The following is a 13,576-nucleotide window of genomic DNA, read 5'->3' on the forward strand; positions in this document are numbered from 1 at the left end:
CGCGTTCATGGCTGTTGCCCCTGCGGCGCATGAGCGGTGCGCGCCTCGATCTGCGCGGCCAGCGCGCCGATGTCCAGCACGGGCACCACGCCGGCCCCGGTGCGCACGCCCTCGCGCGGGCGTCCCTGGCCGGCGGCGTCAGCCGATGCGATCAACTGTCCGGCATCGGCGCAGATATGCGAGTCGAAAGCCTCGAAGGCCAGCGCGAGCGGCGCGCTGGCCTGCGCCAGCACCATCCAGCGCGGCGCGGCGCCGGCGGCTTTGCCCAACAGCGCGGCCAACTGATACACCGGCACGATCTGGCCGCGGAAATTGGTGACGCCCAGCAGCTCCGGCAGCGGGCCAGGCAGCTCCAGGATGCTCCGGTCGGCATGCAGGCCGCGGATATCGGCCAGACGGATCGCATACGGCTCGGCTCCTATCCGTATCGTCAGCAGATTGACGCTGCCGGCGGCTGGCGACGCGGGGGCCAACGAGAACGAGCGATCGAACTCCTCGCGCAAGCTGGCTGCGCTGCCGGTCAGCGTTGGAACGGGACTCATCGCGAGACTCCAAGGGCAGTCAGTTCGGCCCGGCAAAGGTCGATCAGCGCGCTGCGCGGAAAGCCGCCGCCGAACAGCAGCAGCCGGGATGGGTCCTCATGCTGCAGCAGGAGCAGGGCCTGGGCCAGATCGCGGCGCGCCGCCTCGAGCTCGGCCATCCGCCGCTCCAGCACGCCGATGTGCAGGCGCGCCAGCGCAAAGCCGGGATCCAGGTAAGCGGCGCTGCGGTAATGGGCCAGCGCGGCCGGATTGTCGCCCTCTTCCTCGTGGCACAAGGCCAGCACATAATGCGCGCCGGCATTGAGCTCGTCGCGCGCCAGCAGTGTGCGGCAGATGGCCTGCGCCGCAGCCAGCGCGCCGCTCTGGCTGAGCGAGACGGCCTTCAGCAGCAATACGTCCGGATCGTCGGCATGCTGCTGCGGCAGCTTTTCGATCAGGTCCAGGCTTTGCTCGAACTGCTCCTTGTGCAGGCAGGACAAGGCATGGTGCAGATCCGGCTGCGCCGGCGCGTGCTGGCCGGGATCCGCTTGCGGCACCGCCACCGCCAGCGTGTCGATGCGCTGGGCCGCGCGCGCGATCACGTGGACCCAGGCGGGATCACCCTGCGGCAACGGCTGGAATGGCGCCCCGCCCCATGCCGGCTGGCTGAATTTCATATCCGGCGCCGGCTCGCCAGCCTGGGACTTGCGCCGGTAATAGAAGGTGGCGTGGGTATGGCAGAGATGGAAATCGTTCGACAGGCCGCGCAGGGTTTCCGCATGCCCCAGAAACAGATAGCCGCCAGGGGCGATGGCGTCGGCGATCCGCGCCACGGCGGCCTGGGCCTGCTCCGGGCTGAAGTACATCAGCACGTTGCGGCAGAAGACGATGTCGTAGCTGCCCGGCGCCCATAGTTCGGCGTCTTCCCGAGCCAGATTGCGCTGCTCAAACTGCACCGACCGGCGCACGGCATCGCTCAAGGCGTAGAGGTCGCCATCGCGCGCGAACCAGCGCGCGCGCATGGAGGGGCCCACCTCGCGCAGCGACCAGACCGAATAGCGCGCCGCTCCCGCCTTGGCCAGCATGGCCGGATTGGCGTCGACGGCGCGTATCTGCACGCTGCCCGCGCCCAGGCCGATGGTCTCGCGCGCGGCGATCGCCAGCGTGTACGGCTCTTCGCCCGAGGCGCAACCGGCCGACAGCACCCGAACCGGCAAACCTTCGCGCGCCAGTTGACAGGCCGGCATCGCCACCTCGGCAAAAGCCTGGATCTGCTCGCCGTTCCGGTAGAAATACGTTTCGGTGACGGTCAGGTCGACCGCCAGCCGATGCAGCGCCTCGAACGGCGCATGCTCCGCCGCCAGCGCGGCCAGGTAGGCCGCATGGTCTCGGCCTCCATGCCGGGCCAGCACCCGCGCCAGGTTGCCCAGCTTGGTTTCGTCGAACTGCAAGCCGAGACGGCCGGCGATCAGATCGCGGAATTGCGCCACCTCGGCGGTCGACGGCTCGATGTTCATATCGCGCCGTCCCCGACCGCCAGGGCCTCCCACATGTCCTCCGGGACCATGCGGCCGGCGCGCAGCACCAACAGCAACTCCGCGTCGAGCGTCGCGATCGATTGCACCAGGCCGTCATCGCAGCCATCCAGCAACGGAGCGATGTCGGCCAGCGCGGCGGCGGAAAGTTGCCGCACGCCGATCACGCCGTCCACCGCCAACGCCAGTTGGCGCTCGCCCAGCGTCAGCGTGACGAAGCGCGACACCCGCGTCGACAGCGCCGAACCCAACAGGCGCGCGCAATCGAGCACCGGCACCGGGACGCCGCGTATCAGCGCCAGACCCAGCAGGAAATCGGACATGGAAGGCACCGGGTCGATCGGCAGCGCGCGCATGGTTTCGCGCACATGCGTCAACGGCAGCGCGTACAGGCGACGGCCGCTGCGGCACAACAGAACGGAAAGCAATGATTTGCTATCGAATGTCATGGAGATCCATTTCACTGACAAGCAGAACGATTACCTGCGTCATGCAATGCTGGCGCCAGCCCACTGTTGCATATGGTGAGAAAACTGCCGGCGCTTTTATGAAGATTACACAATATTCCCGCAGGGAATCAGCTTTATTGCATAAGCCCGTGGCGATTTTGGCCCTTCCTCGCCTTGCATGATCATGTCTTTGGAATTGAGCGGATCGCCTTGAATCCCCCGGCCGCGCATGGGTCATGAGCGAACCGGAGCATGCGGCAGGATGCGCATGGCTGATGCGAGAGAAAGCCGCCATCGCCAAGCCGCCGCCCTATTCGCAACCATCCAGAGAGGGCAAGCATCGATATCTCGCGACAGGCCGGCGCATACTCCGGATCACAGCCCGGGACCAGGCAAAACAAAGCCCTCCCGGAATGGGGAGGGCTTTAGGCTATGCGGGCCAGGCTCAGTGCTGATGCCCGTGCTCGCCATGCACATGCTGGTGAGCGATTTCCTCGGCGGTTGCCTCACGCACATCAATGACCTTGAGGGCGAAGCGCAGGTCTTTGCCGCACAAAGGGTGGTTGCCATCCAGCAATACGGTCGGACCTTTGATCTTGGTGACGAAATAGTAGCGCGGCTGGCCGTCCGGGCCGGGACGCTGAAGCTGGCCGCCTACCTTGACGCCGGGCGGGAAGTCGGCCTTGGGCATGGTGGTGACCAAAGCTTCGTCGCGAGCGCCGAACGCGTCTTCGGCGGCGAGCGCCACGGTGGTTTGAAAGCCTGCTTCCTGGCCGTCAAGCGCGGCTTCCAGCTTGGAGAAAAGATTGTCGTAATCGCCGTGCAGGTAGGAGACGGGGTGCTTGCCATCGTCGTAAACCAGGCCCTGGCTGTCTGTGACTTTCATTCGCAGGGTGACGGCGGTGTTCGAAGTGATTTTCATGACTGGCAATGGCTAATAAATTGAAGCGGGAAGGTTGGCAGCTCAACCGGGGAGTGTCAACCGAATCGCCCCCGTTTGCCCGGCGCTGAATCCGCGACGCGACGGGATGCGAAGACCGGCCCGATCTTGAAGCAGCCGGGAGGCGGGCCCCCGGGCTGGAGATGACGGGTCGATGCGGTCGGGCCGGCCCTCGCATCCGGTGTCGCTCAGACGGACAGGGCGGCCTGGATCAGCGTGCCCGAGCGCGCGAACAAGGCCTCGGCGGCAGGCGTGAGCCCGAGCATGTGGATGCAGCCATGAATCATGCCATCCAGCCGTTCGTCATGCGACGGCACCGCTGCGGCCCGCAGTCGCCGCGCATAGGCCTCGCCTTCGTCCCGCAGCGGATCGTACTCGCACGCCAAGATCGTGGCGGGCGGCAAGCGCTCCAGCGTCGCGGCCCGCATCGGGGCGGCGTAGGCGGACGGGCCGTCGCCGGTTTCGCCAAGGTAGGCGTCCCAGCAGAACGCCATGATGTCCCGGGTCAGGTAGTAGCCGTCGGCATAGAGGGCATGCGAATCCATCGTCAGCCTATCGTCCAGCGCCGGGTAGAGCAGAAGCTGATGCGCGATCGCCGGGCCATTGCGGTCGCGCGCCAGCAGGCACGCCGCGGCGGCGAGGTTGCCGCCGGCGCTGTCCCCGCCCACGGCGATGCGCGCGGGATCGATCCCCAGTCGCGCCGCCTGCGCGAAGACCCAGGCCACGCCGCTGTAGAAGTCTTCCAGCGGCACCGGAAAGCAGTGCTCGGGGGCGAGCCGGTAGTCGACCGACAGCACGACGCACTGGCTGGCGTTGGCCAGCGCGCGGCACGGGTTGTCGTAGAGCTCCAGCGAGCACAGACACCAGCCACCGCCATGGGCGAACACGATGGCCGGTTGCGGCCCCTCTGCGTGAGCCGCGCGCTCCGGCCAGTACGCCCGAACCCGAAGCGGATGCCCATCGCCGGCCGCCGCGATGAAGGTTTCCACCCTGGCGACCGGCTGCAAGGGGCCATGCAGCGCCGACAAGTCCTGCTCGGTGGCGCGGCGGATGTCGTCCAACGACGCGCCGTCTCCCCCTTCAGGCAGCGCGTCGAGAAACGCGGCGATGCGCGGATCCAGCGGCATGCTCAGGCCCTCCCTTCGAGGAAGGGCACCAGGTGCGCGATGAATGCCTCGGGCGCCTCTTCCATGATGAAGTGGCCGCAATCCGGCACGACGATGCCGCGCAGATCCGTGGCGTTGTCGCGCATGGTCGCCAGCGGCGCATCGTTGGTGGCGTGTTCGGCGCCAATGGCCAGCACCGGCATCGCCAGCTTGCGTTGCGCGCGTTCGCGGTTCTGCCTGATCGTCTCGGGAATCGCGCGGTAGTAGGCGAATCCGCCCCGCAAACCGCCGGGCGCCGCATAGGCCGCGATATAGACATCGGCGGCCACGCGGTCGCGGCGATGGGACCAGCGGTCGAACATGAAATCGAGATAAGCCTTCTCGCGGCCGGCGATCAGCGCCTCGGGCAAGTCGGCCACCTGGTTGAACATGAAGTGCCACAGGAAGATGTTCTGTTCCGGCGGCGCGAAAATGTCCGGCGCCGGCGCCAGCCCGGGAATCACAGCCTCGGTGATCGCCAGCCGGCTGACCGCATCCGGATAGTCGCTGGCAAGCGCGTAGGCGATCCACATGCCGACATCGTGGCCGACCACCTGGTATTGCTCGTGGCCCAGCTGCGCCATCACGCGGTGCAGCCTGGCTGCGGCGGCGCCGGTGTCGTAGCCGTCGAGCGGGCGGTCCGAATGGCCGGTGCCGGGCAGGTCGACGGCAATCGGCATGAAGCCTTTTTCCGCCAGCGCCTGCATGACATGACGCCAGGCGAACCAGGTCTGCGGCCAGCCGGGGATCAGCAGCACCGGTTGCCCGCTACCGGCGGAGACGCAATGGATGCGCTGACCGTCGATGCGGACATAGCGGTGGGTATAGTTGTCGTGATCGATTCGATCGATGGATGGTTTCATGATGTTCTCCGGTGGCTATCAGGCGATGCCCAGCATGGCGTGGATCTGGGTCCGGTCGACCGCCGCGCCGGCGAAATCGTCGAAGACCTTGCTTGTCACATTGATGATGTGGCGATTGATGAACTCGACGCCTTCGCGCGCGCCGTCTTCCTGATCCTTCAGGCAGCACTCCCATTCGAGCGCGGCCCAGCCGGCGTAGTCGTTCTGCGCGAGCTTGGAGAAGATCGCCTTGAAATCCACCTGGCCGTCGCCGAGCGAGCGGAAGCGGCCGGCGCGCTCGAGCCACGAGGTATAGCCGCCATAGATGCCCTGCCGGCCGCTCGGGTTGAACTCGGCATCCTTGACGTGAAACATGCGGATCCGCTCCTGGTAGATGTCCAGGTAGTCGAGATAATCGAGCTGTTGCAGCACGAAGTGGCTTGGGTCGAACAGGATATTGCAGCGCGGGTGTTCGCCGACCAGCCCATAGAAGCGCTCGAAACTCGCGCCATCGTGGAGGTCTTCGCTCGGATGGATCTCGTAGCAGAGATTGACGCCCTGCTCGTCGCAGACATTGAGAATCGGCAGCCAGCGCCTGGCCAGTTCATCGAAGGCGGCTTCGATCAGGCCATCGGGGCGCTGCGGAAACGGGAACAGGTACGGCCAGGCGAAGGAGCCGGAGAAGGTGCCCATCTCGGTCAGGCCGAGCCGGCGCGATGCCCTGGCCGCTTGTTCGAGCTTCTCCAGCGCCCATGCGGTGCGCGCCTGCGGATTGCCGCGCAGCGCCGCCGGGGCGAAGTTGTCGCACATGCTGTCATAGGCTGGATGCACCGCGACCAGCTGACCGAAGATGTGCGTGGTCAGTTCGCTGACGACCAGTCCATGCTCCGACAACGCGCCCTGGATGTCGTCGCAATAGGCCTGGCTTTCCGCCGCGAGGCCGACATCGAACAGCCGCTCGTCCCACGCCGGAATCTGCAGCGCCTTGAAGCCGGTTTGCGCCGCCCACGCCGCAATGGCCGGCAGGCTGTTGAATGGCGCGGCGGCATCGCTGAACTGCGCCAGATGCAAGCTCGGACCCTTGATCGTTTTCATTCTTTCACCTTAATTATTTGTCGATCGACAAAGAATAGAGCTTGCGATGGCTTGCGTCAACAGTCGGATGCGCTAGAATCCACCGCACGACAGCAAACCGTGAGCAAACTATGGCCGGACGGCCCAGAGAATTTGATCGAGACCAGGCCCTGGAAAAAGCGATGCGAGCCTTCTGGGCCCGAGGCTACGAAGGCACGTCGATGGCTAATCTGGTCGATGCGCTCGGCATCGCATCGGCGCGCATCTACGCCGCTTTCGGCAGCAAGGAGGCATTGTTCCGCGAGGCGGTGGCCTTGTACGAGTCAGGTCAGGGGGGCTTCGCCGAACGCGCGATGCTGCAGGAGAAAACGGTCAGGGCCGCGATCGAGCGCATGTTCGTCGATGCGATCGAGACCTACACCCAAACCGGCCAGCCGCAAGGCTGTCTGGTGGTGTCCGCCGCCGCCAGCGGCGGGCTGGAAAGCGATCCGGTCATCGCCTGGCTGGCGTCGCATCGGCGCCAGCGCACGCAATCGATCATCGACCTGCTGGCTGGCGCGCTGCAGCGCGGCGAGTTGAAGCCGGATACCGACGTGGCCGCGCTGGGCGACTTCTATGCGGTGCTATTGCATGGCGTTTCGATCCAGGCGCGCGACGGCGTCGGCGCCGAACGCCTGCGGGCCATGCTGGTTCCCGCCATGGCCGCGCTGGATGCGGCGCTGCTCCCCGCCGATGATGGCCAAAGGTAGCGCGCGTCGATCGATTTGATTAGCGGCTCGAAAGCGCGCCATCGAGAAAGCCCGCGGCAACGGCGGGCTTCCGATCTTACGCATGCCGCTCCGGCCGGGGTCGAGTCCACGTTGCGCTCAAACCGCCCGTCTTGCCACCCGCTCCAGGCTAGCCCGCGCGATTACGCGGTGGAATGGCGTGATGACCGCCAGGTAGGTCCGCCCCAGCAAGTTATGGCAATGCACCACAGAGACAATGACGAGCTCCCTGCCGCCTGCCGCGCCAGCGCGCTGCTGGATCGCCAGCCGGAAGTCGAGATGTCGATCGTCCTCGCCCATTACCAGTTCCCCCGCGCTCTTCGACAGCAGTGGAAAAAAACCGATCACCGGCCCCCGCGCCGCCGCCATACCCACCGCGCGAGACGATTTGACGCCGACTATCGCCATAATCATGTCCCGCAGCCGCGTCAGCGCGCGAATCCACCATGCCTGCGGCTCGAATCCCGCGCGCACCAGCATTTCAAGATCGTCGCCGGCTCCCGCCGGCAACTGCACCGCATAAGCATCCAGCAGGTCCGCGCCCCGATAAAGCGGCGCCAGGATGCTGTCGGATGGCACGGGTATCGCATAAGCTTTATGGGCATTGATCATCAAGCAATCTCTCCATGGTTTGGGCTTGGCGTGAGCCTGCGTAGACCTTGTTGCTCAGCGCCCGTCGATTCGGCGCGGGCCGGAATAAGCGATCATTGCTTCGGCGGCGCGGCCGGATCGCTATGCAGGCACTCCCAGGATGTAAGTATCGACATGATCTCGTCGCGTTCGGCGGAGGTGGCGTCTTTCACGGTGATCCCCGTCAGAATCAGCACCGCACGCCTCACACTCGGCATAACATGCCAAGTGATTCATCGTATCAACTTATCCCATGGCATACACAGCCTGTATGGAGCACGCCGATGCGCACACTGAATAGACACGACTGGATCGAAGCGGGCTTCGATACCCTCGATAAAGTCGGTTATGGGGGCATTTCCGCAGAGAGCCTCGCGCGTCGGCTCAACGTGACGCGGGGATCGTTCTATCACCACTTCCGCAACCGGGAAGACTTCGTCCGAACCCTGTTGACCACTTGGGAAAACGAGCATGCGGAGCGCATGCTCTCCTACGCAGCCGACGGTCATGGCGCGGGCGAGACCCTGAAGCGCTATCTGAGCATCGCGGCAAAGAAAAAACCCGGATGCGAAGTGGCGATCCGCGCCTGGTCGTTGCACGACCCGCTGGTTGCGGAGTTCCAGCAACGCGTCGATGCAAAGCGCCTGGCATTCGCGATTGAGACGTCTCGCCGATTGGCTCTCTTACCTGGCGAAGCCGAAATGGTGGGCCTGGCCGCGCACCTATGCCTCATCGGCGGCCAGCAGGCCGGACTGAGGCGCGATGCCGAACGGTTCAACCACTTCGCGCAGCGCGCATTTTCCTTCGTTGAAAAAATGCATTTTCTCCGGCGCGCATGATGTGCGCGATGAAAGTACGGACTGCCGCTGCTAGCGATAGATCAACACCCTCGCGCAAGCCGGATGGCCAAGAAAGACAGACGACGGGTTCTCGGCCAGAGCAGTTGATCATGCGTTTGCGCTAGCATGACTGCTATCGGTCAGGAGCAGCCAATCGGTATCCGGCCAAACACAGTCTCCAGAATGTCCGTGCGATAACTGCTACCGTGATTGTCGCCAGGTTCTGCTTGGTAAATTGGGCATTCGCGGGGTTGCCGCTCCTTCTTGGAGGAATTGGCGGCGTCTTTGTCATATACAAACAAGTTAGGTGCTAATGTTCACTTGCCCATGCTGTGGCTACTACGTTTTCAAAGAGCCACCTGGTTCCTACGATATTTGTCCCATCTGTTTTTGGGAGGATGATGTCTTTCAGCTTTACTACCCAAGCCAATCAGGTGGCCCAAATAAATGTTCTCTAATTGAATCACAAGTGAACTTCATCCAGTTCGGCGCCTGTGACCGCAATATGAAAAAAAATGTGCGTATAGCGACGGATGCAGACAGCAAAGACCCACTGTGGTTTCCACTTTGGGTTAGGCGAGTTGAGCTACCAGATCATGAATCAGATATGTCACACCCACAACATGAAAAGTCCGTTACTAAACTTTGCTATTGGCTACGCACCTAACACTTTATTCAATCCATATGAGCTAACCCTCAGCGGTTTATCCAAGCGTTAACATCTCCCTTTCCTGGCAGCCAATGGCAGCTTAAGATCATTTTCTACCTATTTCAGTGGAATGGCTTGGATATGATAAATGCATATTACGGTCAATCCTTGACGCGGGTCCTTGCTGCGATTGAAGGCTTCTTCGTCACCTATGGCGCATGGCCTTCTCAAGTTCGCCTTACGCCTGGCTACATAGCGTATCTACATGATCAAGCACTATCTACTGATGCGTACTCAAAGCTAACCGCAAGAGTTGCTTTGGTTCCTGATCCTTCGGCAACTGTGGTGGCAGAAGACGAAAATGGTCAGTCGTACAACTATGGTGCTTCCGGCTTCCCGAAGAGCAGGCCCACAGTTCGCGCAAGAGAGTGGCTCGGCCTTTGCGACCTCAAACATTCTTAAGAATCTGCTTTTTTAAAGCTCGACCGACGGCAAAGAGTCGGCTACGGCCTGCCGCCGCCGTAAAAATGCGGCCAGGAATAGATGTTCATAATGGTGACTTTGACTATGGCAACGACTCCAGACAACTTATGCACCCTACATCAACACGAAGAATCCATCCGTACCGACAGCTTGACCGCAATCACGGCTAACGAGGCTCTGTCAGACCATTTGCAAGCAGTTCACGACGCACTGGATCATCTTACGGTCCTGCTGCAGGTCACATCTACTCCAGGCAGTGATACGCACACTCTGCAACTGTTTGTCATTCGATTGTTCAACACAGGAGCCTGTGCCTTGAAAATTGGACTTTCCGGGTATTATCAAACAGCATTCCAGATTATGCGTGACTCGCTGGAATTGCTTAACCTCGTAGACCTTTTCCGAGCAGACCCGACTATGGTTTCGCAGTGGAAGGCTGCCGACGACAGAAAGCTAAAGAGGGACTTCAGCCCCGCGGCAGTGCGCAAGGCTTTGAGTGCGTTTCAGCAATACTCAGGCCAGGACCGGGAGAAATTGTACGCTCTGTTTTCAGGATATGCGACGCACATGACTTACAAAGGGTTTCAACTTGTGGCTACAGGGGATTCGCCCAGTCTTGGCCCTTTCTTCGAATTGAAGCTGCTTCGAGCATTTCTTGAAGACCTAGGTCGGCATATATCACACGCAACCATAGCGCTTAGCACGATATTCAATAAATGTGAGTTGCCAGTTCTCGAGGCAAAGGCTGCCTACATAGAAGGGCTTAACAAATACCACTTGAAGTACATCAAACAGTAGCTCGTTAAATGACCGTTTCCGGGATGGTTGAACTGCTACTTTGGGTCGGTAGCCGCCAGTGCGGGCTTTGCCTGGTTCGTCCGCTTCAGCCGAAACGCGGACATCTGAAGAATTGATACGACATAACAAAGAAGAAGGGGCCAGCGGCCCCTTCTCACTTGTCAGACTCCGGCAAACTTTATTCGGATCCGATTGACTTTACTCGCTCTAGTTGTGTTAATGCAATAAAGATGCATCATAAAATGAACTTAACAAATTGATTAAATTGTAAAAACAAATATCACCACGAAATTAAAGATGTCGCACAAGATGTTCTTTACATGCATCGCAGCCATCCAAGAACTACAATAAATCCGTATCATCACCTCGTCGGCAGATCTTCGGGTAAGAAATGTCAACCACTAGCAAAAACCGGTCTGATTACGCAAACGTCACCCCGGAGACCCGCATCCGAATGCAAGCGGTGCGACGTCGCGATACAGATCCTGAGATCCGGGTACGGCGAGCACTACATAGATTGGGTTATCGGTTCCGATTACATCGCAAAGACTTGCCAGGTACCCCCGACATTGTGCTACCCGGTCATCGGAAGATCATTTTTGTTCATGGCTGCTTCTGGCACGGCCATCCACACTGCAAACGAGCAAGGCTTCCAAAAAATAATGCTGAGATCTGGCGCACCAAAGTTCGAGACAACCAAGCTCGCGATGACAGAAACATTTTCGCCCTTCGCCAACTAGGTTGGAATGTAATGATCATCTGGGAATGCGAGACAAGCGACCCATCTTTTCTAAGCGAGCGCTTACAGAACTTTATGCGCACAAAATAAGATCATTGGCATGCATGCTTATCTCTCTCTTGCCATTAGATAGCGCCATCTCGCTCCCCCTCATCGGCACAATTGCCACGTCAAAGTAAGCGACTCTGCCCCCAACACTAGACGCTTATAGCATCTGGGCGGTTCTTCCCGTTTGGCACATCTAAATGTGTAGTTTTTCAACAAAAAATTTCACTCAAAAAACGTATATACATCATATATACATTGAATATCCGTTGCATATGCTACAATGCAAGTATGGCCGCTCCCAAAAAAACAACCAGCTTACTGCTTCGTCTAGATGAGCCTCTCAAAGATGCCGCAGGTGAAATCTGTGCCGATCTAGGGCTGACGGTAAGTTCTGCTGTACGTCTTTTCTTAATAGAACTTGTGCGCCGCAAGGAACTTCCTTTTGCAGTCAGGGGCAAATCATCGCCACAAAATGACGATCAAGATAGCGAAAAAACAAAATGAAAATTATCGATACCGTCTTGTCCCCACCCGCTGAAAAAGCAGTTGTAATGTCACTCGAAGATAAATCAATGATTAAGAAAAAACAGAATGAAAAAAATGGGAGCATCGATTACAAAAATTTCTTAACTGGAATCTCCCCCCTAGGTGAGCCATTTACTTTCGTAAGTTTGTTCTCAGGAGCCGGAATCGGTGACTATGGTCTGAAGCTGGCAGGAGGGCATTGTCTTGCAGCATGCGAAATTGATCCTCACAGAGGTGCAGTGCATCGTGCAAATATTGGAGCGCATGTATGGGGAAATATTCGAGAGGACAAGGAAAATCTCATCGCGACACTTGATGGAAAAAAAATTGACCTCTTAATTGCGACTCCTCCTTGCCAAGGGTTCAGCACGGCTAATGCTCGCCGTGGATTACGCGAAGACCCCAATCACGCAAGCAAGGATGAAAGAAATCATCTCTTTTTTGAGGCACTCTATGTTGCCAGAAAGTTGAAACCCACTGTTATTCTTTTTGAGAATGTCCCTAATTTTTTAGTGCGAAAAATACGCAGTGAAAATGGGAAGATGATCGGGAGAGTACATGAATTTATAAGCGCCTCACTTTCAGAATATGTCGGTCTTCAAGAAGTCATTTGTTTTTCGGAAATAGGCGTCCCTCAACGACGACGTAGATCTGTTGCCATATTTATTAGAAATGACAAATTTTCAGATCCATCAAACATTTTAACAAACTATCTCTCCCCGAAAAATTGGCCTGCACACCCTAGTGGTACACCATCGAACATAATCGAGGCTCTAAATGACCTACAAGCACTGGATGGGATAGATGAAACAACAGCGATCTCTCCGCTAGATCCATTACATCAAGTTCCACATTATTCGGAAAAACATTACAGTTGGATAGCCGGCATTCCCCACGGCAGTGGGAAAAGTGCTTGGGAAAATAAGTGCTCATATTGCGAGGATGAGCAGACGCCAATTTTTACTGTTCATTGCAATAATTGCGGTGCTGAAATGAAAAATCGCCCACACGTAGCCAACAAAGACGGCTCCATACGGGCGATTAAAGGGTTCAAGACAAGTTATAAACGCATGCTACCAAATGAGCTAGCACCAACGATAACTACGGCTAGCGGTCACTTCAGCAGCGATTTAAAACTTCATCCAACCCAAAACAGGGTTTTAAGTGCAAGAGAGTGTGCGCGATTACAGGCAATTCCGGATTCATTTACTTGGCCACCTGAACAACATTTCCGCAAAGGCTACTTAATCCGAGAGATGATAGGCGAAGCAGTTCCTCCATTAGTAACATACCGTTTTGGGATTGCAATATCTCATCTCATAAATGCTTCACAGCTTTAGCTTATTTGTCGAGCCAAACTCTGATCAAGTCAAGGCAGTCGATACAAAGTAGCTATGTGGTCATTTTTAATGAGCGGTTACGCGATGAATACCTGAATGAACACTACTTCGAGATGCCGGAGGAGGCTGGGCAGATCATGCCGCATGGTGGGATGGCTATAACAGGTACGCCCACGTGGCTCAGTTGGCCGAATTCCGCCAGCGGTATTGGTTGCACCGCACCGCCAGCCACAGGCTAGCACTGAAACCAAT

At 58.8% G+C, this 13,576-nt stretch carries 16 protein-coding genes; 7 read left to right on the plus strand and 9 right to left on the minus strand.

What is annotated here, in order from left to right:
• Positions 1-5 precede the first annotated feature (5 nt).
• The 7 genes from ACX17K_RS04265 to ACX17K_RS04295 all read right to left on the minus strand — a co-directional run bounded on the left by ACX17K_RS04265 (position 6) and on the right by ACX17K_RS04295 (position 6,527).
• Positions 6-542: a chemotaxis protein CheW gene (locus tag ACX17K_RS04265; RefSeq protein WP_493773832.1), complete on the minus strand. Its 537-nt coding sequence runs from the start codon at positions 540-542 to the stop codon at positions 6-8.
• Complete coding sequence (locus tag ACX17K_RS04270; protein ID WP_493773833.1) at positions 539-2,038, minus strand: CheR family methyltransferase; 1,500 nt, start codon at positions 2,036-2,038, stop codon at positions 539-541. The genes ACX17K_RS04265 and ACX17K_RS04270 overlap by 4 nt, the downstream gene beginning before the upstream one ends.
• Positions 2,035-2,505 carry a chemotaxis protein CheW gene (locus ACX17K_RS04275; protein ID WP_493773834.1) on the minus strand — a complete coding sequence of 157 codons (471 nt, stop codon included), beginning with the start codon at positions 2,503-2,505 and terminating at the stop codon, positions 2,035-2,037. Before ACX17K_RS04275 ends, ACX17K_RS04270 begins: the two co-directional genes overlap by 4 nt.
• A 445-nt stretch (positions 2,506-2,950) precedes the next feature.
• Positions 2,951-3,427 carry an FKBP-type peptidyl-prolyl cis-trans isomerase gene (locus tag ACX17K_RS04280; protein WP_493773835.1) on the minus strand — a complete coding sequence of 159 codons (477 nt, stop codon included), beginning with the start codon at positions 3,425-3,427 and terminating at the stop codon, positions 2,951-2,953.
• Between the two features lie 206 nt (positions 3,428-3,633).
• Positions 3,634-4,572, minus strand: a complete 939-nt coding sequence (locus tag ACX17K_RS04285; RefSeq protein WP_493773836.1) for an alpha/beta hydrolase — start codon at positions 4,570-4,572, stop codon at positions 3,634-3,636.
• 2 nt (positions 4,573-4,574) lie between these two features.
• Entirely contained in the window at positions 4,575-5,453 is an 879-nt protein-coding gene (locus ACX17K_RS04290) for an alpha/beta fold hydrolase (RefSeq protein WP_231149930.1), read from the minus strand.
• Positions 5,454-5,471: 18 nt separating this feature from the next.
• A complete protein-coding gene (locus tag ACX17K_RS04295; RefSeq protein WP_493773837.1) occupies positions 5,472-6,527 on the minus strand; it encodes a sugar phosphate isomerase/epimerase family protein in 1,056 nt (351 codons plus the stop codon).
• Between the two features lie 161 nt (positions 6,528-6,688).
• Between ACX17K_RS04295 and ACX17K_RS04300 the strand changes: the two genes are divergently transcribed.
• Positions 6,689-7,255, plus strand: a complete 567-nt coding sequence (locus ACX17K_RS04300; RefSeq protein WP_347370849.1) for a TetR/AcrR family transcriptional regulator — start codon at positions 6,689-6,691, stop codon at positions 7,253-7,255.
• A 117-nt stretch (positions 7,256-7,372) separates the two neighbouring features.
• On the opposite strand, the gene ACX17K_RS04305 is transcribed toward ACX17K_RS04300, so the two are convergent.
• Positions 7,373-7,885: a DUF2867 domain-containing protein gene (locus ACX17K_RS04305; RefSeq protein ID WP_493774001.1), complete on the minus strand. Its 513-nt coding sequence runs from the start codon at positions 7,883-7,885 to the stop codon at positions 7,373-7,375.
• Between the two features lie 92 nt (positions 7,886-7,977).
• Positions 7,978-8,100, minus strand: coding sequence for a hypothetical protein (locus tag ACX17K_RS04310; RefSeq protein WP_493773838.1), 123 nt, complete (start codon positions 8,098-8,100; stop codon positions 7,978-7,980).
• Between the two features lie 87 nt (positions 8,101-8,187).
• Here ACX17K_RS04310 and ACX17K_RS04315 point away from each other — a divergent pair, with 87 nt between their 5' ends.
• The 6 genes from ACX17K_RS04315 (at position 8,188) to ACX17K_RS04340 (ending at position 13,324) form a co-directional block, all read left to right on the plus strand.
• Positions 8,188-8,742: a TetR/AcrR family transcriptional regulator gene (locus ACX17K_RS04315; RefSeq protein WP_493773839.1), complete on the plus strand. Its 555-nt coding sequence runs from the start codon at positions 8,188-8,190 to the stop codon at positions 8,740-8,742.
• Positions 8,743-9,055: 313 nt separating this feature from the next.
• Complete coding sequence (locus ACX17K_RS04320) at positions 9,056-9,409, plus strand: CPCC family cysteine-rich protein (protein WP_493773840.1); 354 nt, start codon at positions 9,056-9,058, stop codon at positions 9,407-9,409.
• 534 nt (positions 9,410-9,943) lie between these two features.
• Positions 9,944-10,672 (plus strand): hypothetical protein, encoded by a 729-nt coding sequence (locus ACX17K_RS04325; RefSeq protein ID WP_493773841.1) that lies wholly within the window; start codon positions 9,944-9,946, stop codon positions 10,670-10,672.
• Between the two features lie 391 nt (positions 10,673-11,063).
• Entirely contained in the window at positions 11,064-11,501 is a 438-nt protein-coding gene (locus ACX17K_RS04330; protein WP_493773842.1) for a very short patch repair endonuclease, read from the plus strand.
• A gap of 246 nt (positions 11,502-11,747) precedes the next feature.
• Positions 11,748-11,963: a type II toxin-antitoxin system RelB/DinJ family antitoxin gene (locus tag ACX17K_RS04335; protein ID WP_493773843.1), complete on the plus strand. Its 216-nt coding sequence runs from the start codon at positions 11,748-11,750 to the stop codon at positions 11,961-11,963.
• Positions 11,960-13,324, plus strand: coding sequence for a DNA cytosine methyltransferase (locus tag ACX17K_RS04340; RefSeq protein ID WP_493773844.1), 1,365 nt, complete (start codon positions 11,960-11,962; stop codon positions 13,322-13,324). The genes ACX17K_RS04335 and ACX17K_RS04340 overlap by 4 nt, the downstream gene beginning before the upstream one ends.
• The last annotated feature ends 252 nt before the right edge of the window (positions 13,325-13,576 follow it).

It is taken from the genome of Chromobacterium sp. INPA-IVC, from assembly GCF_059047085.1.

Excerpts from the sequence above, each read along its gene's own strand:
- ACX17K_RS04265 (WP_493773832.1), bottom strand. The coding sequence starts at position 542 with ATGAGTCCCGTTCCAACGCTGACCGGCAGCGCAGCCAGCTTGCGCGAG.
- ACX17K_RS04270 (WP_493773833.1), bottom strand. The coding sequence starts at position 2,038 with ATGAACATCGAGCCGTCGACCGCCGAGGTGGCGCAATTCCGCGATCTG.
- ACX17K_RS04275 (WP_493773834.1), bottom strand. The coding sequence starts at position 2,505 with ATGACATTCGATAGCAAATCATTGCTTTCCGTTCTGTTGTGCCGCAGC.
- ACX17K_RS04280 (WP_493773835.1), bottom strand. The coding sequence starts at position 3,427 with ATGAAAATCACTTCGAACACCGCCGTCACCCTGCGAATGAAAGTCACA.
- ACX17K_RS04285 (WP_493773836.1), bottom strand. The coding sequence starts at position 4,572 with ATGCCGCTGGATCCGCGCATCGCCGCGTTTCTCGACGCGCTGCCTGAA.
- ACX17K_RS04290 (WP_231149930.1), bottom strand. The coding sequence starts at position 5,453 with ATGAAACCATCCATCGATCGAATCGATCACGACAACTATACCCACCGC.
- ACX17K_RS04295 (WP_493773837.1), bottom strand. The coding sequence starts at position 6,527 with ATGAAAACGATCAAGGGTCCGAGCTTGCATCTGGCGCAGTTCAGCGAT.
- ACX17K_RS04300 (WP_347370849.1), top strand. The coding sequence starts at position 6,689 with ATGCGAGCCTTCTGGGCCCGAGGCTACGAAGGCACGTCGATGGCTAAT.
- ACX17K_RS04305 (WP_493774001.1), bottom strand. The coding sequence starts at position 7,885 with ATGATCAATGCCCATAAAGCTTATGCGATACCCGTGCCATCCGACAGC.
- ACX17K_RS04315 (WP_493773839.1), top strand. The coding sequence starts at position 8,188 with ATGCGCACACTGAATAGACACGACTGGATCGAAGCGGGCTTCGATACC.
- ACX17K_RS04320 (WP_493773840.1), top strand. The coding sequence starts at position 9,056 with ATGTTCACTTGCCCATGCTGTGGCTACTACGTTTTCAAAGAGCCACCT.
- ACX17K_RS04325 (WP_493773841.1), top strand. The coding sequence starts at position 9,944 with ATGGTGACTTTGACTATGGCAACGACTCCAGACAACTTATGCACCCTA.
- ACX17K_RS04330 (WP_493773842.1), top strand. The coding sequence starts at position 11,064 with ATGTCAACCACTAGCAAAAACCGGTCTGATTACGCAAACGTCACCCCG.
- ACX17K_RS04335 (WP_493773843.1), top strand. The coding sequence starts at position 11,748 with ATGGCCGCTCCCAAAAAAACAACCAGCTTACTGCTTCGTCTAGATGAG.
- ACX17K_RS04340 (WP_493773844.1), top strand. The coding sequence starts at position 11,960 with ATGAAAATTATCGATACCGTCTTGTCCCCACCCGCTGAAAAAGCAGTT.